Annotated in this window: 19 protein-coding genes and 1 tRNA gene; 13 read left to right on the forward strand and 7 right to left on the reverse strand. The window is 58.3% G+C overall.

Features of this window, described 5'->3' with window-relative positions; translation table 11 throughout:
• The 4 genes from B2W52_RS14285 to B2W52_RS14300 all read right to left on the reverse strand — a co-directional run.
• Nucleotides 1-273, reverse strand: a 273-nt coding sequence (locus tag B2W52_RS14285) for a coproporphyrinogen III oxidase (protein ID WP_286803647.1), incomplete at its 3' end; no start/stop codon positions are given.
• An 8-nt stretch (nt 274-281) separates the two neighbouring features.
• A complete protein-coding gene (gene tsaC, locus B2W52_RS14290) occupies nt 282-854 on the reverse strand; it encodes an L-threonylcarbamoyladenylate synthase type 1 TsaC (RefSeq protein WP_008176674.1) in 573 nt (190 codons plus the stop codon).
• Between the two features lie 44 nt (nt 855-898).
• Nucleotides 899-2,041: a DNA-processing protein DprA gene (gene dprA / locus B2W52_RS14295; RefSeq protein WP_273069638.1), complete on the reverse strand. Its 1,143-nt coding sequence runs from the start codon at nt 2,039-2,041 to the stop codon at nt 899-901.
• A 71-nt stretch (nt 2,042-2,112) separates the two neighbouring features.
• On the reverse strand, nt 2,113-3,129 hold the full coding sequence (locus tag B2W52_RS14300) for a LysM peptidoglycan-binding domain-containing protein (RefSeq protein ID WP_014578875.1): 1,017 nt from the start codon (nt 3,127-3,129) through the stop codon (nt 2,113-2,115).
• A gap of 418 nt (nt 3,130-3,547) precedes the next feature.
• On the opposite strand from B2W52_RS14300, the gene def reads away from it, so the two are divergent.
• The 8 genes from def (at nt 3,548) to B2W52_RS14340 (ending at nt 11,695) form a co-directional block, all read left to right on the forward strand.
• Entirely contained in the window at nt 3,548-4,051 is a 504-nt protein-coding gene (gene def, locus B2W52_RS14305) for a peptide deformylase (RefSeq protein WP_008176668.1), read from the forward strand.
• A gap of 92 nt (nt 4,052-4,143) precedes the next feature.
• Entirely contained in the window at nt 4,144-5,079 is a 936-nt protein-coding gene (gene fmt / locus B2W52_RS14310) for a methionyl-tRNA formyltransferase (protein ID WP_273069643.1), read from the forward strand.
• A gap of 1 nt (nt 5,080) precedes the next feature.
• On the forward strand, nt 5,081-6,382 hold the full coding sequence (gene rsmB / locus B2W52_RS14315) for a 16S rRNA (cytosine(967)-C(5))-methyltransferase RsmB (protein ID WP_273069645.1): 1,302 nt from the start codon (nt 5,081-5,083) through the stop codon (nt 6,380-6,382).
• Nucleotides 6,379-7,782, forward strand: coding sequence for a Trk system potassium transporter TrkA (gene trkA / locus B2W52_RS14320; protein WP_008176663.1), 1,404 nt, complete (start codon nt 6,379-6,381; stop codon nt 7,780-7,782). Before rsmB ends, trkA begins: the two co-directional genes overlap by 4 nt.
• 105 nt (nt 7,783-7,887) lie before the next feature.
• Nucleotides 7,888-8,913, forward strand: coding sequence for a glycine--tRNA ligase subunit alpha (glyQ, locus tag B2W52_RS14325; protein ID WP_273069647.1), 1,026 nt, complete (start codon nt 7,888-7,890; stop codon nt 8,911-8,913).
• 2 nt (nt 8,914-8,915) lie between these two features.
• Nucleotides 8,916-10,997, forward strand: a complete 2,082-nt coding sequence (gene glyS / locus B2W52_RS14330; RefSeq protein ID WP_092032176.1) for a glycine--tRNA ligase subunit beta — start codon at nt 8,916-8,918, stop codon at nt 10,995-10,997.
• A gap of 28 nt (nt 10,998-11,025) precedes the next feature.
• The gene (gene gmhB / locus B2W52_RS14335; protein ID WP_273069649.1) at nt 11,026-11,583 is read left to right on the forward strand and encodes a D-glycero-beta-D-manno-heptose 1,7-bisphosphate 7-phosphatase; all 558 of its coding nucleotides are present in this window, start codon (nt 11,026-11,028) and stop codon (nt 11,581-11,583) included.
• Nucleotides 11,584-11,618: 35 nt separating this feature from the next.
• A tRNA-Pro gene (locus B2W52_RS14340) sits at nt 11,619-11,695 on the forward strand.
• A 98-nt stretch (nt 11,696-11,793) separates the two neighbouring features.
• Here the strand turns inward: B2W52_RS14340 and B2W52_RS14345 are convergent.
• The gene (locus B2W52_RS14345) at nt 11,794-13,350 is read right to left on the reverse strand and encodes a phospholipase D family protein (RefSeq protein ID WP_273069651.1); all 1,557 of its coding nucleotides are present in this window, start codon (nt 13,348-13,350) and stop codon (nt 11,794-11,796) included.
• Nucleotides 13,351-13,592: 242 nt separating this feature from the next.
• Between B2W52_RS14345 and B2W52_RS14350 the strand changes: the two genes are divergently transcribed.
• Both B2W52_RS14350 and B2W52_RS14355 read left to right on the forward strand, forming a co-directional pair.
• Entirely contained in the window at nt 13,593-14,219 is a 627-nt protein-coding gene (locus tag B2W52_RS14350) for a peroxiredoxin (RefSeq protein ID WP_273069653.1), read from the forward strand.
• Between the two features lie 66 nt (nt 14,220-14,285).
• Nucleotides 14,286-14,831, forward strand: coding sequence for a rhodanese-like domain-containing protein (locus tag B2W52_RS14355; RefSeq protein WP_273069655.1), 546 nt, complete (start codon nt 14,286-14,288; stop codon nt 14,829-14,831).
• A gap of 45 nt (nt 14,832-14,876) precedes the next feature.
• On the opposite strand, the gene B2W52_RS14360 is transcribed toward B2W52_RS14355, so the two are convergent.
• Together B2W52_RS14360 and B2W52_RS14365 are read right to left on the reverse strand one after the other, a co-directional pair.
• Entirely contained in the window at nt 14,877-15,320 is a 444-nt protein-coding gene (locus tag B2W52_RS14360) for a DsrE family protein (RefSeq protein ID WP_273069657.1), read from the reverse strand.
• 166 nt (nt 15,321-15,486) lie between these two features.
• Nucleotides 15,487-16,395 (reverse strand): MBL fold metallo-hydrolase, encoded by a 909-nt coding sequence (locus B2W52_RS14365; RefSeq protein ID WP_273069658.1) that lies wholly within the window; start codon nt 16,393-16,395, stop codon nt 15,487-15,489.
• A 280-nt stretch (nt 16,396-16,675) separates the two neighbouring features.
• Between B2W52_RS14365 and B2W52_RS14370 the strand changes: the two genes are divergently transcribed.
• The 3 genes from B2W52_RS14370 to B2W52_RS14380 form a co-directional block, all read left to right on the forward strand.
• Entirely contained in the window at nt 16,676-17,932 is a 1,257-nt protein-coding gene (locus B2W52_RS14370) for an NAD(P)/FAD-dependent oxidoreductase (protein WP_273017450.1), read from the forward strand.
• Nucleotides 17,933-18,149: 217 nt separating this feature from the next.
• A complete protein-coding gene (locus B2W52_RS14375; RefSeq protein ID WP_273069660.1) occupies nt 18,150-19,703 on the forward strand; it encodes a methyl-accepting chemotaxis protein in 1,554 nt (517 codons plus the stop codon).
• A gap of 27 nt (nt 19,704-19,730) precedes the next feature.
• A partial coding sequence (locus tag B2W52_RS14380) for a PAS domain S-box protein (RefSeq protein WP_286803648.1) occupies nt 19,731-20,105 on the forward strand: 375 nt, incomplete at its 3' end.

A 20,105-nucleotide genomic window follows, 5' to 3' on the forward strand; every position in this document is an offset into this window, starting at 1 on the left:
GGCCTGCCAGGGAGCACCGGCCAGATGGGGACGATGAGCGGTGGCCGAAGCTGGCATGGTATCGCCCATGACGAGAGAGAAATTAACACCGCCTTTCTCGAACACCCGGCCTTCGGTGATCACCCGGCTGACACCGCCGCCGCCTTCCGGCCGGTCCCAGGCATCCCGGATGAACGATGCACCGTCATCGACAGCCTCCAGTCGGCTACAGATCGATTCCTGCAATCCCAGCAGGTACTGCTTTACCGCCTGGCTATCGGGTTGCTGTGCCATAAACGCTCCTAACGAAGTTGCTGACCACTGACAATATCAATAATACGACTGGGTTTGCGATTACCACCCAATGCCCCCGGTACGATCCAGTCAAGCTGATCGCCAAAGTAGCCCCTGACCTGCCAGATATGCCGGGCTGGCTGGCGCCCGGCCGGATTGCAGGATGTGGAGACCAGAGGCATGCCCGTGGCCTCGCAGAGCGCACGTACCACAGGATGTTCGCTGACCCGGACGGCAATGGAACTGTGTTGTCCACGGACCCAGCCCGGAATCTGGCGCTCAATGTCTGGCAGCAGACAGGTCACAGGGCCTGGCCAATGGCGCTCCGCTTCGGCCTGCATCGACCGGGTAAGGGGATCGAGCAGAAAGCGGATCTGGTCCACGGACGAAGCCACCAGAATCATCCCTTTTTCGACCGGGCGCTGTTTCAGTTCCAGAATCCGCTCCACCGCCTCCTGATCCCAGGGGTCACATCCCAGGCCCCAGACAGCTTCGGTGGGATAGGCAATAACACCGCCACTGAACACTGTGCGGCGAGCACAGTGCAGTTGCCAGTCAGAAAGGGGATGGGAGTGGGCCATACTGCTCGTGTCAGAATTGATCAGGGTAGATGGTTACACCGGATTCAGGCGATTTTCTGAAAACCTCCCGGCGCCGAACTGACCAGGCCCTGCAACTCCAGAAGCAACAGGGACTGCATGAGTTGATCGGCTGGAAGACCGGTTGCTGAACTCAGTGCATCGGTTGATTGTGGATCATACCCTAAAGCCTCAAACACCGCGATTTCGCGACTGTCCAGGCCGGCCAGGGATCCGTTGTCATGGCGCTTTGGTTCTGGCTCTGAAGCAGGCTTGGGCGTAAGCGGCGGGGACCACCAGGCGCCCAGTTCCTCCAGAATGTCATCCACCGTTTCCACCAGTCGGGCGCCCTGCTTGATCAGATGATGACAGCCGCGGGCAACCGGGCTATGCACCGAGCCGGGAATGGCGAATACTTCCCGCCCCTGTTCCAGCGCCATCCGCGCGGTGATCAGGGAGCCACTGCGCAGACCCGCCTCCACCACCAGCACCCCACGGCTCAGGCCGCTGATAATCCGGTTGCGTTGTGGAAAGTGCGCGGCTCTTGCCGGTGTACCGGGGGGATACTCGGAGATCACCAACCCCTGGGCAATCACCCGCTCACCCAGTCGCCTGTGTTGGTGCGGGTAGATACGATCCAGACCGCATCCAATCACCGCCAGCGTCGGAAACCCGGCATCCAGCGCGCCGGCATGGGCAGCGCCATCGACACCCAGCGCCAGACCACTGGTCACCAGTAGCTCCCGGGCGCTGAGTTCCGCAGCAAACCGACGGGCATGATCCAGACCGGCGGGCGTAGCCTTGCGACTACCGATGATACCGATCTGGTCCCGTGCCAGGAGCTCCGTATCACCTCGGGTGAAGAGCACCAGGGGCGCGTCGTGAATGTGCCGGAGCTGCTCGGGGTAGTGGGTATCTCCCCAGGTCAGAATACCGACGGCATGCTTCTGGCAATCGTGCATTATGGTCCGCACCTCACGAACCGCCGGATGCGCATCATCCTGCTTTTGCCAGGCCTGGATTGCGGCCATGGCGTCTGCAGCCATGCCCACGGCCCGCAGGGTTGCAGCATTCATGGAAAGCATTTGGGGCAAGTCAGGAAATTCCGCCAGCAGTTCACGCCGACGGGTGCGGCCGAGGCCGGGCAGGCAAGTCAGGAACAGCCATTGGGCTGTGGCAGAGGAAAACACGGCATCATCCTTGAAAACAGCGAGGCCGGACCTTCCTGGTCCGGCCGTTGCGTCTATCGTTCGTCAGTCAATCAGGGGTTGGTAACCTTGTCACCCACCGTCAACACGCGGCTGGCCTGCAGCACCAGACCGTAGCTCATTTTTTCGTAGGCCTGGAACACCATCAACAACCCGGCACGCTCGGAGGGCAGCTCGATGGTTTCTCCGGTCACCGGATCGCGAACCAGGTTGCCGCTTTTCAGTACGGCCATCACGTTGCCAGCTTCCAGACCTTCCCGGGTGCCGCGGTTTATGGCAACCACATCAAACTGACCGATCTGGCTCACACCGCCGTCAACCGAGATCATCTGCCCTTCGATATCCTGGTCGGGAGCACTGGGCACGAAGCTGGTGGTCAGACGGCGGTCTTCACTCACCATCAGTCGGTCGCCAATGCGAACTTCTTCGCTGGAGCTGGTCAGGTTTACGGTCAACACATCGCCGTTTTCCCGGGCGACATCACCACGGGCAATACTGCGCGCCTCAAGACCGAGGAACTCGCCAGTATCCGGATCCCGGAACTCCTTGCTGCGACGGAATACACCCACTTTGTCCGCAGGCTTTTCCCCGCGGGCATAGAGCTTGTCGCCGGCACCGGTGATAATCCGGCCGTCTTCACCTTCGAGAACATACGGAGCACCGTTGATCTCTTCCGGGCTGACAATACGGGTGTCCGTCAGGAAACTGCCAATGGCATCAAGCGGGATCGCCGGGATGGGCGTATCGATGGGCTCGGAACGTACCTTGGGCGACAGCTTTACGACATCGTTGCTGGCAACCTTCGTAATACGGGGCTTGCCATCAATATAAACCAGGGCAAGGCGATCACCGGGATAAATCAGGTGAGGGTTGGCGACCTGCGGGTTTACATGCCATATTTCCGGCCAGTACCAGGGGTTGTTCAGAAAACGGGCCGAAATGTCCCAGAGGGTGTCACCCTTAACTACGGTGTAACGCTCGGGATGATCGGACCGCAGCTCCGGTGCAGCATGAGCCCAGGAGGTTATAAGCAGCGTAGTTGCTGCCAGAGCGTACAGCAGTTTCCTCATTGTGTAAGTCCTTGATCGCGTGCCTTGATTCTTTGCATTCTGTTGGGATGCAGTCAGTTACCTGCAGCTTATTACGTTGTTATTCCAGTTACTATAGAAGAAGTCTCGCAAATTGTGATGTTATCTTTTGTTCTTCCAGTAAATTCTATCCCGTCGTTGAAAGATTTTAACTATTAACTGATCAGTTTGTACTCAATCGACGAATTGTTGGATAATAGTCTTATAAAGCTTGAGAACCCCTCCAGCCGTTGAAAGCTGGGGCCTTGCCCCGATAATAGTAGAGGCAAGGTGAAAATTTGCGCAGTACGCTGTCGCATTTCGGAGATCAGTTTCACACTGTTACAAAGAGCAGCAAAGTCAAAAGGCATGCCGGCACAATACCGCGGGCATCCCGACATACAGGCTAAAAGACCGACCTATGATACTAGAGATTCTCGAATACCCGGATCCCCGTCTACGCACCATTGCCAAACCGGTAGAAGAGGTGACAGACGCCGACCGCAAGCTGATCGACGACATGTTCGAGACCATGTACGATGCGCCCGGCATTGGCCTTGCGGCCACCCAGGTGAATGTGCACAAACAGATCATCGTTATGGATCTGTCCGAGGACAAGAGCGAGCCGCGGGTGTTCATCAATCCCGAGGTGGAAGTGCTGGACGGCGAACGAGAAGCCATGCAGGAAGGTTGCCTGTCTGTGCCCGGTTTCTACGAAGACGTTGAGCGGATCGAACACTGCATGATCCGTGCAATGGACCGGGACGGCAAACCGTTTGAACTGGAAGCGAAAGGCCTGTTGGCTGTCTGTATCCAGCATGAGATGGATCACCTGAACGGCAGATTGTTCGTTGACTACCTGAGCTCTCTCAAGCGCAACCGCATTCGCAAAAAGCTGGAGAAGCAGCACAAGAAAAGTGCCTGATCAGGCTTTGGCCTAGCCCAAAACCAGACACTATTCCGGACCGGGTCATGACCCGGTCTTTTCGTATACAACGGAACAGAGATCACTACACCGTGCGACTTGTTTTTGCTGGTACACCGGATTTTGCGGCAACCGCGCTCCGCGCCCTGATTGCAGCCGGCCACACCATTGTTGGCGTTTACTCCCAGCCGGATCGTCCCGCCGGCCGTGGCCGGAAGCTGCAGCCCAGCCCGGTCAAGCAGGTGGCGCTGGACCACGGGATCCCGGTCTTCCAGCCCGAAACACTGAAAACGCCCGACGCCCAGAAACAATTGGCCGATCTGAATCCGGACGTGATGATTGTCGCGGCCTACGGTCTGATCCTGCCGAAGGCGGTCCTGGACATTCCAACCCACGGCTGCCTGAACATCCACGCCTCGCTGCTGCCGCGCTGGCGCGGCGCCGCACCTATTCAGCGGGCCATAGCGGCAGGCGATGCGGAAACCGGCATCACCATCATGCAGATGGACGAGGGCCTGGATACCGGCGCCATGCTGTTGAAATCCCTGACCACCATCGAGGACAACGACACCGGCGGCAGTCTCCATGACCGCCTGGCTGAACTCGGAGGCCAGGCCATCATCAAGGCCCTGGAGCTTCTTCAGAAGGGCGAACTCACCGGGGAATTCCAGAACGACCAGCTGGCCTGCTACGCCAGCAAACTGAGCAAGACTGAAGGCCATATTGACTGGGCCGCAGATGCCATAGCGATTGAACGGCTGGTTCGCGCCTTTAACCCCTGGCCCGGAACCTACACCGATCTGGGTGACCAACGCATCCGGATTCACGAAGCCCAGGCCCTGGTTACCGCCAGCGACGCTTTCCCCGGCACCGTAGTACAACGGGACCGGGACGGGATCGACATTGCCTGCGGCAACGGCACCCTGCGCATCACCCGTCTCCAGCTGCCGGGCTCCCGCGCCCAAAGCGTGAACGACCTGATCAATGGCGGCAAGGAGCTGCTCATGCCCGGCCAGGAGCTGCGCTGAGATGGGCGACCGACAACACCCCATGCGCGCCATCGCCGCGGGTGTGATGCTTTCCGTGGAGAATGGCCAGTCCCTGTCCCAGTGCCTGCCGCCCGCACTGAACCGCCTGCCCGCCAATGAACGTCCGGTTCTCCAGGCGCTCTGTTACGGCACCTGCCGCTGGTTTTACCGCCTCGACGGCGAGCTCAACAGCCGGCTGAAAAAACCTTTGCGCAAGCCCGACCGCATCATCCATCACCTGATGCTGGTTGCCCTGTTCCAGTTGCGCTTCAGCCAACAGGCCAATTACGCCGTTCTCAATGAAACCGTTGAAGCCTGTCGCGCCCTGGAGAAACCCCATCTGACCGGGCTGGTGAATGGTGTCCTCAGGGCCGCGGAGCGGGAAGGCGCACCAGAACCGGCAGACGATGCCGCCAGGTTCAGCCACCCGGTGTGGATGGTGGAAAAGCTCCGCCACAACTGGCCGGAAGACTGGCAGCACATTCTCGACGCCAACAATGCCCAGGCCCCCATGACCCTGCGGGTAAATGCCCTCCGTTTTGCCCGTGATGAGTATCTTGGCCTGCTGGCTGAGGCCGGCATCGAAGCAAAGGCAACGCGCTTCGCACCCCACGGCATTCAACTGGCCACTCCGGTTCCTGTCGACCGGCTGCCCTGGTTCGCCGATGGCGCTGTCAGCGTTCAGGATGAGGCCGCACAATTGTGTACCACCCTGATGGACCTGGCGCCTGGCCAGAGGGTCCTGGATGCCTGTGCCGCTCCCGGCGGCAAAACCTGCGCGATTCTGGAGGGCTGTGGCAAGTTGGCAGAAGTGGTCGCCATCGACGAATCCGCTGATCGCCTGCCCAGGGTTCAGGAGAATCTGGACCGACTTGATCTCAACGCCACCCTGAAACAGGCGGATGCGGCTGCGACCGACCAATGGTGGGACGGCGAGGCATTCGATCGCATTCTGCTGGACGTGCCCTGCAGCGCCAGCGGCGTGATTCGCCGCCACCCTGATATCAAGTTATTGCGCCGTGAATCGGACATTACCCCCCTGGCGGCCATACAGCTCGGGTTGCTGGACGCAATGTGGGCTATCCTGAAACCCGGAGGCCGGCTGGTGTATGCCACCTGCTCGGTGTTCCCGCAGGAAAACCACCGTATAATTCAGCGGTTTTGCAAGCAGCAGACCGATGCCATTCTCGTTGAGCCGGAAGCTCAATGGGGACGCGATATGGGTGCGGGGCGGCAACTGCTCCCGGATCCGGACAGCCATGACGGCTTCTTCTACGCCGTGCTGGAGAAACCCGAACCATGAAAATCCTGATTCTCGGTGCCGGCCAGGTCGGCGGTACCCTTGCCGAAAACCTAGCCAACGAAGCCAACGACATCACCATTATCGACAGCGATGGTGCCCGATTGCGCGAATTGCAGGACCGGCTCGACATCCGCACCGTTCAGGGCGCGGCGTCCTATCCCACGGCACTGCGACAGGCCGGGGCCGAAGACGCCGACATGCTGATTGCCGTCACCAACAGTGACGAGACAAATATGGTCGCCTGCCAGGTGGCCAAACTGCTGTACAAGACCCCGACCACCATATGCCGGGTACGAGCCAACGCCTATCTGGCGAAATCCGAACTTTTCTACCAGCGCGACCAGACCAAGGACCTCGACAGCCTGCGGGGTTTTCCCATTGATGTTCTGATCAGCCCCGAACACCTGGTGACCAAACACATCACCCGGTTGATCGAGAACCCCGGCGCCCTCCAGGTACTGGAGTTTTCCAAGGGCCTGACCCGCCTTGTGGCCATCCGTGCCACCAAGGGTGGCCCGCTGGTGGGCCATGAGCTGTCTTACCTGCGCACCCACATGCCCAAGATCGATACCCGGGTGGCGGCCATCTTCCGCAAAGACCGGGCGATCATGCCCGAGGGCAACACGGTGATTGAAGACGGGGACGAGGTGTTCTTCATTGCCGCCGGTGACCACATCAAGTCGGTGATGAGCGAACTCCAACCCCTGGTCAAACCCTACAAGCGCATCTTCATCTGCGGGGGCGGCAATATCGGTCAGCGGCTTGCCCATACCCTCGAGAACCGGTACCAGGTCAAACTGCTGGAGCGGGACCACGAGCGCTGTGTCATGCTCTCGGAGAACCTGCGCAAGACCGTGGTGCTGGAGGGCAACGCCGCCAACAAGGATATCCTGCTGGAAGAGAACATCGAGAGTACCGATGTGTTCTGCGCAGTGACCAACGACGATGAAGCCAACATCATGGCTTCGCTTCTGGCCAAGCGCCTGGGCGCTCGCAAGGTCCTGACCCTGATAAACAATCCGGACTACGTGGACCTGATTCAGGGCGGCGACATCGATGTGGCCATCTCGCCCCAACAGACCACCATTGGCAGCCTTCTGACCCACGTTCGCCGGGGCGATGTTGTGAACGTTCACTCACTGCGCAGGGGCGCGGCAGAGGCAATCGAAGCCATTGCCCATGGGGATCACCGGTCTTCAAAAGTGGTCGGTAAACGGCTTGATGAAATCAACCTGCCAGAAGGCACCACCATCGGCGCCATCGTGCGCCGCAATGAAGTTCTGATCGCCCACGATCATCTCCGGATCCAACCGGACGACCACGTAATCCTGTTCCTGGTGGACAAAACCCGCATCCGGGATGTGGAAAAACTGTTCCAGGTGGGTCTTACCTTCTTCTGACTTAGAAATACACAGCCAGCACGCGTATAATGCGCCTTTCTTTTTTCGGAGCGCCCCGAAGGACAACCGGGGCGCCACACACAGACTGATCAGCAGGCAACCGTCGTGACAGACAAGGCAACGAAACAGACAACTCCGGATATCGGGACCTTCCAGGGCCTTATCCTGGCTCTGCAGAATTTCTGGGCGCAGCATGGCTGCGTGGTCCTCCAGCCACTGGACATGGAAGTGGGTGCCGGCACGTTCCACCCGGCCACCTTCCTGCGTGCCATCGGGCCGGAAACCTGGAACGCCGCCTACGTTCAGCCCAGCCGCCGTCCTACCGACGGCCGTTACGGTGAGAACCCGAACCGCCTGCAGCATTACTACCAGTTCCAGGTGGTTCTGAAGCCATCACCGGACAACATCCAGGAACTGTACCTGGATTCCCTGCGGGCGCTGGGTCTGGACCCGCTCGTTCACGACATCCGGTTTGTAGAAGACAACTGGGAGTCCCCGACGCTGGGCGCCTGGGGTCTGGGCTGGGAAATCTGGCTGAACGGCATGGAAGTGACTCAGTTCACCTACTTCCAGCAGGTTGGCGGCCTGGAATGCTTCCCGGTGACCGGCGAACTGACCTACGGGCTTGAGCGGATCGCCATGTACCTGCAGGGCGTCGACAGCGTGTACGACCTGGTCTGGACCGAGGGCCCGGACGGTGTGGTCACCTACGGTGACGTGTTCCACCAGCAGGAAGTGGAGATGTCCACCTACAACTTCGAGCACGCTGACACCGAGTTCCTGTTTCATAGCTTTGATGTTCACGAGCGGGAGAGCGCATGGCTGATCGAAGCCGGCCTGGCCCTGCCAGCCTATGAACAGGTTCTCAAGGCCTCCCATACTTTTAACCTGCTGGACGCCCGCCACGCCATCTCGGTTACCGAGCGTCAGCGCTTCATCCTGAGGGTTCGCACCCTGGCTCGTGCCGTCGCCCAGGCGTACTTCGACAGCCGTCGCTCGCTTGGCTTCCCGCTCGCCCCCGAGGCGTTGCGCAAGGAAGTCCTTGCCGCCGCTGAGGCCGCCGACGACAAGGCGAAAAGCAAGAAGGGCAAGAAAGCGAAGAAGGCACAGCAGGAACAGGGGAACGCATAACCATGGCAACACAGGATTTTCTGGTCGAACTGGGCACCGAAGAACTGCCCCCCAAGGCCCTCAAGCCGCTGTCTGACGCCTTCACCCAGGGCATTGCCCGGGGCCTGGAAGAAGCGGGCATCGAATTTGGCAAGGTTGAAGCCTTTGCCGCTCCGCGCCGCCTGGCCGTGCGGATCCGGGATCTGGCTGACTCCCAGCCGGACAAGTCGGTTGAAAAACGTGGCCCTGCCGTCAAGGCGGCATTCGACGACGCTGGCAATCCGACCCGCGCGCTGACCGGCTTTGCCACCTCTCTGGGCGTAACCCCGGACCAGCTCGACACCCTGGAAACCGACAAGGGTGCCTGGGTGGTCTACCGCACGGTCGAGCAGGGCAAGCCCACCGTAGAGCTGATGCCAGAATTGGTGGAGCAATCCCTGGCCGGCCTGCCGATTCCCAAGCGCATGCGCTGGGGTGGCCACCGTACCGAGTTCGTGCGTCCGGTCCACTGGGTAGTAATGTTGTTCGGCAACAAGGTGATCGAGGCGCCCATCATGGGCCTGACTCCGGGCAACAAGACCCGCGGTCACCGCTTCCATTGCCCGAAATCCCTGATCGTACCTACGCCGGGTGATTACGAAGTCGTCCTCAAGCAGGAAGGCTATGTGATTGCCGATTTCGCCGAGCGCCGGGAACAGATTCGCGCCGGCGTCACCGAGCTGGCCGAGAAGGAAGCCGGTGGCAAGGCCGTCATCGATGAGGACCTGCTGGACGAAGTCACCGCGCTCAACGAGTGGCCAGTGCCGTTGATGGGCCGATTCGAGGAACGGTTCCTTGAGGTTCCAGCGGAGGCCCTGATTTCCTCTATGAAGGAACACCAGAAGTACTTCCACGTGGTGGCCGCCGACGGGGAAATGCTGCCGCTGTTCATCACCGTGGCAAACATCGAAAGCAAGGACCCGTCACAGGTTGTTTCCGGTAACGAGAAAGTGATCCGGCCCCGGCTCTCCGATGCCGCGTTCTTCTACGAGACCGACCGGAAGACCAAACTCGAGGATCGCATCGACGCCCTCAAGCCCATCGTGTTCCAGGAAAAACTGGGCAGTATCTACGACAAGTCTGTGCGCGTTGCCGCACTGGCCAAGAAAATCGCCGACGCCATCGGCAGTGATCCGGCCCTCGCCGAGCGCGCCGCCATGCTGGCGAAGACCGACCTGGTCACCGAAATGGTCCTGGAGTTCACCGACCTGCAGGGCATCATGGGCCAATACTACGCCGCCAATGACGGCGAACCGGAAGACGTGGCCAAGGCACTGAACGAACAGTACATGCCCCGTTTCGCTGGCGACGATTTGCCAACAACCCTGACCGGCTGTGCCATCGCCATCGCGGACCGTCTGGACTCCCTGGTGGGCCTGTTCGGCATCAACCAGCCGCCATCCGGCACACGGGACCCGTTCGCCCTGCGCCGGGCCTCCCTCGGGGTGCTGCGCATTATCATCGAGCGCGAACTGCCGCTGGACCTGCAAACCTGCTGCGAGTGGGCCGAAGAGAACTTCACCGTGCTGACCGAGCAGAACACCGCCAGCACCGTGGTGGACTATATGCTGGAGCGCTTCCGTGCCCACTACGACGAGCAGGGCATTGGCGCCGAGGTCTACCTGGCCGTTCACGCCCGCCGTCCGACCCGCCCGCTGGATTTCGACCGCCGGGTAAAAGCGGTGGAAGCCTTCCGGCAGCTGCCCGAAGCGCAGGCCCTGGCCGGCGCCAATAAGCGGGTTTCTAACATCCTGACCAAACAGGGTGGCGACAGCATCGGCGAAACGGTCGACGCCAGCCTGCTGCAGGACAGCGCCGAAAAGGCCCTCGCCGAGCAGGTCGACCAACAGGCCGCGAAGGTTCTGCCGCTGTTCGAGAACGGCGACTACGCCAGTGCCCTGAGCTCACTGGCCAGCCTGCGTGCACCGGTGGACAACTTCTTTGATGAAGTGATGGTCATGGCCGACGACGAGGCGGTAAGGAACAACCGGCTGGCGTTGCTGAACCGCCTGCGCAACCTGTTCCTGCGCGTTGCGGATATCTCCCTGCTGCCCACAGCAGGCTGAGACCGGACCAAGGGGCACGCGCACAGCGATGTTGATCATTCTCGACCGGGACGGGGTCATCAACGAGTACGATGGCAATTACATCTGCTCAGCGGATGAATGGCACCCCATTCCCGGCAGCGTTGAGGCGGTGGCCCGGCTCTGTATTGCCGGCCACCGTATCGCCATTGCCACCAACCAGTCCGGCATCGGTCGGGGTTACTATGACACCGACGAACTGGATGCCATGCACGAGAAACTCGAACAGCTGGTGGAAGCCCAGGGCGGCTGCATCGATTTCATCGCCTACTGCCCTCACCATCCGGACGACCAATGCCGCTGCCGCAAACCCCTGACCGGCATGCTGGAACAGATCCGTCAGCACTTCCACCTGGCCAGCCTTGAAGGGGCCATCATGGTGGGAGACAGCCGCAAGGACCTGGAAGCCGGCCACGCCGAAGGGTGCCGTCCGGTACTCGTGCGAACTGGCAACGGCCTGGACACCGAACGCCATCTGGAGGCCCGGCCTATACCCGGCGCCGATGTCAGTATCTACGATAATCTGAGCAAATTTACGGATGCCCTTTTATCCGCCGAGGGCTGGTAAAACCAAAGCGAATCCGTATAATACCGGCCGTTGATCGGCGTGTGGCGCAGCTTGGTAGCGCACTTCGTTCGGGACGAAGGGGTCGCAGGTTCGAATCCTGCCACGCCGACCATTTTCCCGTTTATTCCCTTCCCGTTTTTCCCCCCTAGCGGTACGCATCAAAAAATCGACTTATCGTCGAGGCCGTCAATCACAGCGCTGATTACGTAACTAAAGCAACGGCTCCACAGGCAACAGAGAGAACAGATACACCAATGCCCGTTTGAAAGGGCCGGTATTCGGCTCATGGTAGTGCTCGATCGTTTCTGCACCCGTGAACTCCAGCCATCGGAGATTGCCGTCTTCATCCAGCATAACCTCATAAGCCGCAAGTCTGACTTTCTCGGGAAAGGCGGATTCAAGTGCGGTCGCCAGCTCCGGGCTCTTGATCAGAAAACCCAGCTCGGTGTTCAGATTCGCTGAACGGGGGTCGAAATTGAAGGAACCAACGAAAAGCGACTGACCATCTACGGCGAAGGTTTTGGCGTGAAGGCTGGCGGCCGAGCTTCCGGCAATGCCGCCAGGGCTCGACTTGGTGTCTTTACCTTCTGATCTGAATTTGCGCAGCTCGAACAACTCCACACCCGCCTTTAATAAGGCCTCTCGATATTTCGCATAGCCTGAATGCACCAGGGCGACGTCGTTGGCTTCCAGGGAGTTGGTGAGAATCCGTACCTGCACACCGGCGCTTTCAAGCTCGCGAAACAGCTCGACGCCACGATTACCGGGGACGAAGTAGGGCGAAACCAGGGTCACTGTCTTTTCAGGTTCACCCAACGCCAGAGCCAACTGTTGGCTCAATAGACCCTGCTCTCCTTCGAGCCCCTGGGCCTTGGCAGGATCATCGCTCACCATTTCTACCGGCGCCCAGACAAAAGAGACCTCCCGGTCCAGCAATTCCCTGAGAAACTCTGAATTCTGCAAAGCAGCCACGAAGCGCCGGGCTTCAGCATCCTGTTGAACGGAAGCAAGATCGGCTGCCATAGCATCCAGATCCTCCTCATCGGCCCCTGATAGCAACCGATCCGCCGGATACGCGGACTGACTCGCCCAGTAGCGATCAAAATCCCTGGAAACACGATCCACGACAGGCCCGATCGCCAGAACGTCCAGATCCGCGAAAAGGGCACCGTCACCTACACCGAAATACTCATCGGCAATGTTGCGGCCGCCAATGATGGTGGCCTGGTTGTCAGCCGTGAATGACTTGTTGTGCATCCGGCGGTTCAGGCGACCAAAGTCCGTCAGAAACCCCAAAGTCCGGGAACTACGGATCACAAACGGATTGAACAGCCGAACCTCGACGTTGTCGTGATGATTTAACGCCGCCAGGAGATCGTCCAGGCCGGCGATGCCGTTGTCATCCAGGAGCAACCGAACCCGAACGCCACGTTCGGCCGCGCGATATAGCGAGTAAAGAAGCAGCTTGCCGGTAATATCGTCCCGCCAGATGTAGTACTGGACATCCAGGGATCTCTCGCTGGCCTCTGCGAGCAAAGCGCGGGCAACGAAAGCGTCCAGTGGATGCTCCAGCGTTGTAATACCACTGAGATCGGGGTGGGTTTCAATCTCTCTGCCAACTGCGCTGCCAAGGCGCGTATCTGCCGTCTGCGCCTGAACGAATGCAACAGACTGTGAGCGGTCTTTCAGGGATGGCAACGCACAACCTGCCAGCAGACCTGTGAGCAGTAGGAGTGCGAGAGGGGCGAAAGTTCGGCTTTCGATCATTTTCAAAGGGGCCTGCGACTATGGGCACAATCTGAAGCATGCCACAGAGTAATCGCTTTATCAGGACAGAGAAGAAACGTCACGGTAGAGCGATCTACTGAGAAAGGCCCGTCCTCAATTCGTTAAGCCTATTTGTTCTATAGATATAACTTTATTGGCTAAGAGCCTCCTGACGGGTTATTGTTATTCCGACATCAAGAGGCGACCCGCCTCCACCAGCAAAACCCGACAGGAGATTCATCATGAGTTTATTGCTTGGCTCTACCGCCCCGAACTTCACCATCGACAGCACCGCCGGCCAGATCAACTTCCACGACTGGGCAGGTGATTCCTGGGTATTCTTCTTCAGCCACCCGGCCGACTTCACGCCGGTGTGCACCACTGAAATGGGCCGCACCGCGCAGCTGGCGAAAGAATTCGAGGCCCGCAACGTGAAGCCCCTGGGTCTTTCCACCGATACCGTGGAAGAGCACGTAAAGTGGATTGAAGACGTCAACGACACCCAGAACTGCGACCTTCAGTTCCCGATCGTTGCCGACGCTGACCACAAAGTGGCCGAGCTGTACGAAATGATCCACGCCGGTGAGAGCGAAACCGCAGCCGTGCGCAGCGTGTTCATCATCGACCCGAACAAGAAGATTCGTCTGACCATGACCTACCCGATGGCGGTCGGCCGTAACTTCGACGAGATCCTCCGGGTCATCGATGCCCTGCAAACCGGTGATACCAACAAGGTTGCCCTGCCGGCCGACTGGCGCAAAGGAGACGACGTGATCATTCCGCCCTCCATTTCCAACGAGGAAGCCAAGGGTCTGTTCCCGCAGGGCTGGAATGAAATCCGTCCGTATCTCCGCACCACCAAGCTTTAATCCGACTCGCGGATAGATAAGGGGCCCGTCGTTCGGCGGGCCTCCCCAATGCAGGAGGAAACCATCATGAAGCATATACTGACAGCCCTGCTCGCCACTATCGCCATTGCCTTCAGCGCCCAGGCGGAAGAGGCACTTTCCCTCACCCCACAGCAAACCTATGACATGGTTCAGGAGCAGGGAGACCAACTCCTGTTTGTGGATGTCCGGGATCCGGTTGAAATCATGTTTATCGGCTTCACCGATGTGGTCGACAAGAATATCCCGTTCAAACTCGCCGATCGCTCGACTTTCCTTGAGGACAAGGGTCGGTTTGCCATGAACACCAATCCGGAGTTCGCTTCACAGGTAGAAAAGGCCCTGAAGGAAAAAGGCCTTACCAGGGATGACCTGGTCATCACCATGTGCCGTTCCGGGTCCAGTCGCGGCAAGCCGAGCGCCGAATACCTGCTGGAGCGCGGTTTCACCAATGTGAAGTACATTGACCACGGCTTCCAGGGAAGTGGCGCCAAAGAAGGCAAGAAGAAAGGCATGAGAATTGTAAATGGCTGGCAGAATGACGGCCTGCCATGGTCCATGACGCTGAACGCCGATAAGATCTATCGTCCTTGAGTCAGATGTAAACGCCCGGGGTCACTGGACACCGGGCTTGCAAACTCAGAAAGTGAACGTACGCATCTTCGGGTTGAGCATCTGGCCGGCCATTTCCGGCGGCATGGCAACGCCCACGCCGTCAATCAGATCGTCCTCGCCGTAGTCGCTGTTCGGAAGATACAGCGCACAGACCTTCGCCTCACCACCGTTTTTCAACAGACCGCGCAGCATCTGCCCCGGAGTCACATCTTTGGGTTTGAGGGCGGGCGCTTCGTAGGACTTAAGTGCCAGGTCACCGGCTTTGTCGCACAGAAGCACGTTTACCTTGGCTCCCTGCTGGGCCATGGTGTTCGAAAGCACCATCGCCATGCCCTGTGTCTGCAGCGAATCGCTGGACAGGATCACCAGCACTTCTTCAACACCCCCTTTATGACTGTCGGCTTGAACGCTGAAAGGTACGGCTGCAATCACCGCAGCCGCGGCGATGGCCTTGATTGACTTGATCATGGGAAAAGCTCCTTTTTGGTGGATCGAATAACTTCGAAACCACTGTATCCGGCCAGGGAGTGGCCTTCAGTGACAAAGTCACTCAACTCTGCCCAGCAGCTCTTCACCCACAAAAAAGCCGGGCTTTACCGGCCCGGCATAGGGGTTGTGTGCTCGCTCTCCCGGGTTATTCCCAGGCAGCACCCTCGAGTGCGTCCAATGGAATCTTCAGATACCGTTTGCCGTTGGCTTCCGGCTCGGGAAGGCGTCCACCCCGGGTGTTGACCTGCAGCGCATGCAGAATCAATTTCGGCATCGGCAACTCGCTGTCACGGGTGTTCCGAAGCTCCACATACTCGGCTTCGGAGGTTTCAGCCAGGTGCTTGTTCGCCTGCTTCTGCTCGCCAACGGTGCTTTCCCATTCAGGTTCACGACCACCGGGCATGTAATCATGACCGGTGAACAGGCGGGTCTCGTCCGGCAGGGCCAGAATGGCCTGGATGGAATCCCATAGCTGATGGGCGTCTCCCCCGGGGAAGTCCGCGCGGGCATTGCCGAAATCCGGTTGGAAAATGGTGTCGTGCACGAACGCAGCGTCGCCGATCACATAGGTAACAGAAGCCAGGGTATGGCCGGGCGAAAACATCACACGGCCCTGAAGGTTGCCAACCCGGAACTCGTCCCCGGCCCGGAACAAATGGTCCCACTGTGAACCGTCAGCAGGAAAATCGGGCCAGTTATAGATGCCTTTCCAAAGTTCCTGAACTCCGGTCACATAACCACCGATTGCGCTTGGAGCGCCCGTCTGCTCTTTCAGGTACTGGGCTGCCGAGAAATGATCGGCGTGGGGATGCGTGTCGAGGATCCACTGAGCTTCAAAGCCCTGTTCACGAATAAATGCCAGGAGTTCATCTGCGTGGTGCGTCGCCGTTGCGCCGGACTTTTCATCGTAATCGAGCACTGGATCAATGATCGCACACTGCTTTGTTTCCGGATCACTAACCACGTACTGGACACTGAACGTTCTTGGATCGAAAAACCCGGCCACATTCGGTGTGCCGGCGTGTTTTGCCGGTGATTGCTGCAACGTTCTCATAAGTGCGTCCTCCTCTGAATTGAAAACGCGTGATTGCTTACTTTAGTTATTAGGATATAGCTATAGGTTTTACTCTTCCAATTGCGAGTACCCATGAAGGAAATACACAAAACCTTTCGGATAATCCCAATTCATTAGGTTTTCCTAACTTTATAGCCACGCACTAGAGCTTAGGTCGGCAATATTCTTATTTAATCTAACGATAGAACCTTGGTTTGGTACCCTTTGATATATCTCAAGCTCACTCGCACACAGCAAACAAAGACAAGAGGTTCGAGGCATGACCAGCAACACAACCACCACGGGCAGCGTCAAAACTCATACCGTCATAATCGTGGGCGGCGGGGCAGCCGGTATATCGGTAGCATCCAGCATCCACAAACGGGATAGCAGCATCGACATTGCCATCGTGGAGCCAGCCATCCGGCACCACTACCAGCCCGGCTGGACGATGGTGGGAGGCGGGGTTTTCCGGCCCGAGGTCACCTCCAAGCCCATGTCAGACGTCATGCCCAGTTTCGTGTCCTGGTACCAGCAACCGGTGACCGCCATCGACCAGGACAACAACCAGGTTTCCCTGGGTGACGGCTCATCCATGCAATACAAGGCGCTGGTTCTCGCTCCCGGCCTGGAGCTGAACTGGGGCGGCATCGAAGGTCTTGAGGAGGCGCTGGGCTCCAACGGGGTCACCTCCAACTACCGGGAAGGCATGGCCAGCTACACCTGGGACATTGTGCAGAAGCTCAAGAAAGGCCGGGCTCTTTTCAGCCAGCCGCCAATGCCGATCAAATGTGCAGGCGCCCCTCAGAAAGCCATGTATCTGTCTGCCGATTACTGGCTCAAGCACGGCGTGCTCAACAATGTGGATATCCAGTTTCATAACGCCGGAGTCGTCTTGTTTGGTGTCGCCGATTACGTCCCGGCCCTGGAAGCCTATGTCGAAAAATACGGCATCGACCTGAATTTCCAGAGCACACTGGTTGCCGTGAACGGGCCTTCGAAAACAGCCGTTTTCCGCTCAACCGATGGCGAGGGCAACAGCCAGGACCGCGAAGTAAGCTTTGATATGCTGCACGCCGTGCCGCCCCAGCGGGCACCGAAGCTGATCCGGGAATCCGCACTGGCAAATGAAGGCGGCTGGCTGAATCTTGAGGACGATACCCTGCGCCATAAAACCTACACCAACATTTTTGGCCTTGGCGACGTGAGCGGAACCGGAAACGCAAAAACCGCCGCCGCGGTGCGCAAACAGGCGCCGGTGGTGGCGGAAAACCTGGTGGCCACGCTCCGAGACCAGCCCCTTGAGGCCGCCTATCTGGGCTATGGTTCCTGCCCGCTGACCGTGGAAAACGGCAAGATCGTACTGGCGGAATTCGGCTACGGCGGCGTACTCCAGCCCAGCTTCCCGAAATGGATCAACGATGGCACCAAGGCTACCCGAGCCGCCTGGTGGCTGAAGGCCAAGCAGCTGCCGACCCTTTACTGGCATGGCATGTTAAAGGGGCATGAATGGCTCGCGAAACCGGCCAAAAGATAAGTTGCCAAACCTTTAGGGGTAAAGGCACCGAAACCTTGTGTTACACATGAGAACAACTGGAAAATAAGGTGCTTCGGCTTTGAATTCCGGGCAGTTTTACTATTGCAATCGGGAATTTCCTTAGCTCCTTAATCTGTACTCCCTATAGTTCTTTTGCATTAATTGTCCTACTTTGAAATAGTAAACATTCCTGTTTCCATTCAAATCAGGCCCCGTCATGCGAAAGAATCTACCGGTCACGGATAACGAGAAAACCTTCTCGCCTAACCAGAAACTGATTTCTTCCACTGATCTGAAAGGGAAGATTCGCCACTGTAACTCTGCGTTTGTCGAGGTGAGTGGTTTCACTCGTGATGAGCTGATCGGCCAGCCCCACAACATCGTCCGGCATCCGGATATGCCGCCGGCCGCCTACGAAAACATGTGGTCCCATCTGAAAGCCGGCCAACCCTGGATGGGTCTGGTAAAAAATCGGCGCAAGAACGGTGACTACTATTGGGTCAGTGCCTACGTTACGCCCGTAACCGAGAACGGTAAGGTGGTCGGGTACGAGTCCGTCAGATCCTGCCCGGACAGAGAAGACGTGGAGCGGGCGGAAAAACTGTATGCCTCCATACGTGCAGGCAAATCCGGCGTTCCTCTGTGGCACAGGGTGCAGCCGCCCACCATCTTTCTTGTCCTGGTATTCATCGTCGCAGGCGCCCTGTTCCTGGCCGGTCAGCAAACCTTCTCGGAACTGGTTCTGGCCGGTGGCGTCATTGCTTATGCCGGCTGGATGCATCTGGCCCGTAAGCAACTAATGGGGTCGGTCACGAAGCTACTTGAACACAGCTTTACGGATGATCTCGCTGCAAAGAGCTACACCGATGACGACCTGCCACTTGGGCGCATCAAAGTCGCAGTGAAAGCCCAACAAGCACACCTGGATGCGGTACTTACCAGACTTGAAGATTCTGCCGATGAGATGAGGCTGCACTCTGTTAAAGGTCGGGAGGTCAGTTTCGAAGCACAGGAGGCCCTGAAGCAGCAGCAGTCCGAGACCGAACAGGTTGCAGCGGCCGTGCACGAGATGTCTCAAACGATTGCTGAAGTCTCATCAAATGTTCAATCAACCGCAGAGCGAGCAGACAGTGCCAAGGAATTTGCCAATGAGGGTCGCTCTGTTGTTCGCGGCACTCGGGAGGCGATTGAGACCCTTAAGGGTTCCGTCCATGGCATCAGCGATTCCGTCGGGGAATTGGCGCAACAGACTCAACAAATAGCCTCCGCTGCAAAGATTATCGAGGAAATCGCCGAACAGACCAATCTGTTGGCACTGAATGCCGCCATAGAAGCAGCCAGGGCCGGGGAACATGGTCGCGGTTTCGCTGTGGTAGCCGAGGAGGTGCGAGGTCTGGCCTCCCGCACCCGCAACTCGACGAGTGAAATCCATGGCATCGTAAACGAATTGATTTCTCGCTCTGAGGAGGCCAATCAAAAGGCCGACGAAGGCAAACTGTCAGCAGACGAAGGCATGGAAAAAATGCTCTCGGCCGAGAGCACTCTGAATGATATCGCCGAGTCCGTCACCAACATTGCTGAAATGGCGCTGCAGATGGCGGCAGCGGTGGAAGAACAGGCTCAGGTGTCGGACCAGATTAATGAGCAGGTGGAAAAAATATCCGATCTGGCGTCCAACAACCTGGCCAAAGGTGAGGAGTCCACCCAATGCGTGAAAAACATTGAACAGATTGCGAACGATTTGCACGAGCTCGTCGTTAGGTTCAAATGACGGATAATTCCAGGTGGCACGACGACAATGATTGAGCAAGGCCTGGCGTCGGCGCTGATGGATGCGGCGGTTGATGCCATTATCGTTATCGATGACAAAGGAATCATTCAGCAGTTCTCTGAGTCTGCGACAGTGCTTTTCGGCTATGCTCCCGAGGAGGTATTGGGTAATAACGTGTCCATGCTCATGCCTGAGCCCGACGCCCGGCATCATGACCAATACATTGAAAACTACAAAAGCAGCGGCGTTGGAAAAATTATTGGCATCGGTCGTGATGTCCGGGGCCAGCGGAAAAACGGCCAAACCTTCCCAATGCACCTATCCGTAGGCGAGACCAGGCTTGCTGACCAACATCTGTTTGTCGGCATCTGCCACGACCTAAGCAGTTATAAAAATGCACTC

Source organism: Marinobacter sp. UBA2498, assembly GCF_002341575.1.
In the GTDB taxonomy this organism is placed as follows: Bacteria; Pseudomonadota; Gammaproteobacteria; order Pseudomonadales; family Oleiphilaceae; genus Marinobacter; species Marinobacter manganoxydans.

Bases quoted from the DNA above. Each gene is read 5' to 3' on its own strand.
- trkA (WP_008176663.1), top strand. From the start codon at position 6,379: ATGAAAATCCTGATTCTCGGTGCCGGCCAGGTCGGCGGTACCCTTGCC.
- def (WP_008176668.1), top strand. From the start codon at position 3,548: ATGATACTAGAGATTCTCGAATACCCGGATCCCCGTCTACGCACCATT.
- B2W52_RS14365 (WP_273069658.1), bottom strand. From the start codon at position 16,395: ATGAGAACGTTGCAGCAATCACCGGCAAAACACGCCGGCACACCGAAT.
- glyS (WP_092032176.1), top strand. From the start codon at position 8,916: ATGGCAACACAGGATTTTCTGGTCGAACTGGGCACCGAAGAACTGCCC.
- B2W52_RS14350 (WP_273069653.1), top strand. From the start codon at position 13,593: ATGAGTTTATTGCTTGGCTCTACCGCCCCGAACTTCACCATCGACAGC.
- B2W52_RS14375 (WP_273069660.1), top strand. From the start codon at position 18,150: ATGCGAAAGAATCTACCGGTCACGGATAACGAGAAAACCTTCTCGCCT.
- B2W52_RS14370 (WP_273017450.1), top strand. From the start codon at position 16,676: ATGACCAGCAACACAACCACCACGGGCAGCGTCAAAACTCATACCGTC.
- gmhB (WP_273069649.1), top strand. From the start codon at position 11,026: ATGTTGATCATTCTCGACCGGGACGGGGTCATCAACGAGTACGATGGC.
- B2W52_RS14345 (WP_273069651.1), bottom strand. From the start codon at position 13,350: ATGATCGAAAGCCGAACTTTCGCCCCTCTCGCACTCCTACTGCTCACA.
- rsmB (WP_273069645.1), top strand. From the start codon at position 5,081: ATGGGCGACCGACAACACCCCATGCGCGCCATCGCCGCGGGTGTGATG.
- B2W52_RS14355 (WP_273069655.1), top strand. From the start codon at position 14,286: ATGAAGCATATACTGACAGCCCTGCTCGCCACTATCGCCATTGCCTTC.
- B2W52_RS14360 (WP_273069657.1), bottom strand. From the start codon at position 15,320: ATGATCAAGTCAATCAAGGCCATCGCCGCGGCTGCGGTGATTGCAGCC.
- B2W52_RS14300 (WP_014578875.1), bottom strand. From the start codon at position 3,129: ATGAGGAAACTGCTGTACGCTCTGGCAGCAACTACGCTGCTTATAACC.
- tsaC (WP_008176674.1), bottom strand. From the start codon at position 854: ATGGCCCACTCCCATCCCCTTTCTGACTGGCAACTGCACTGTGCTCGC.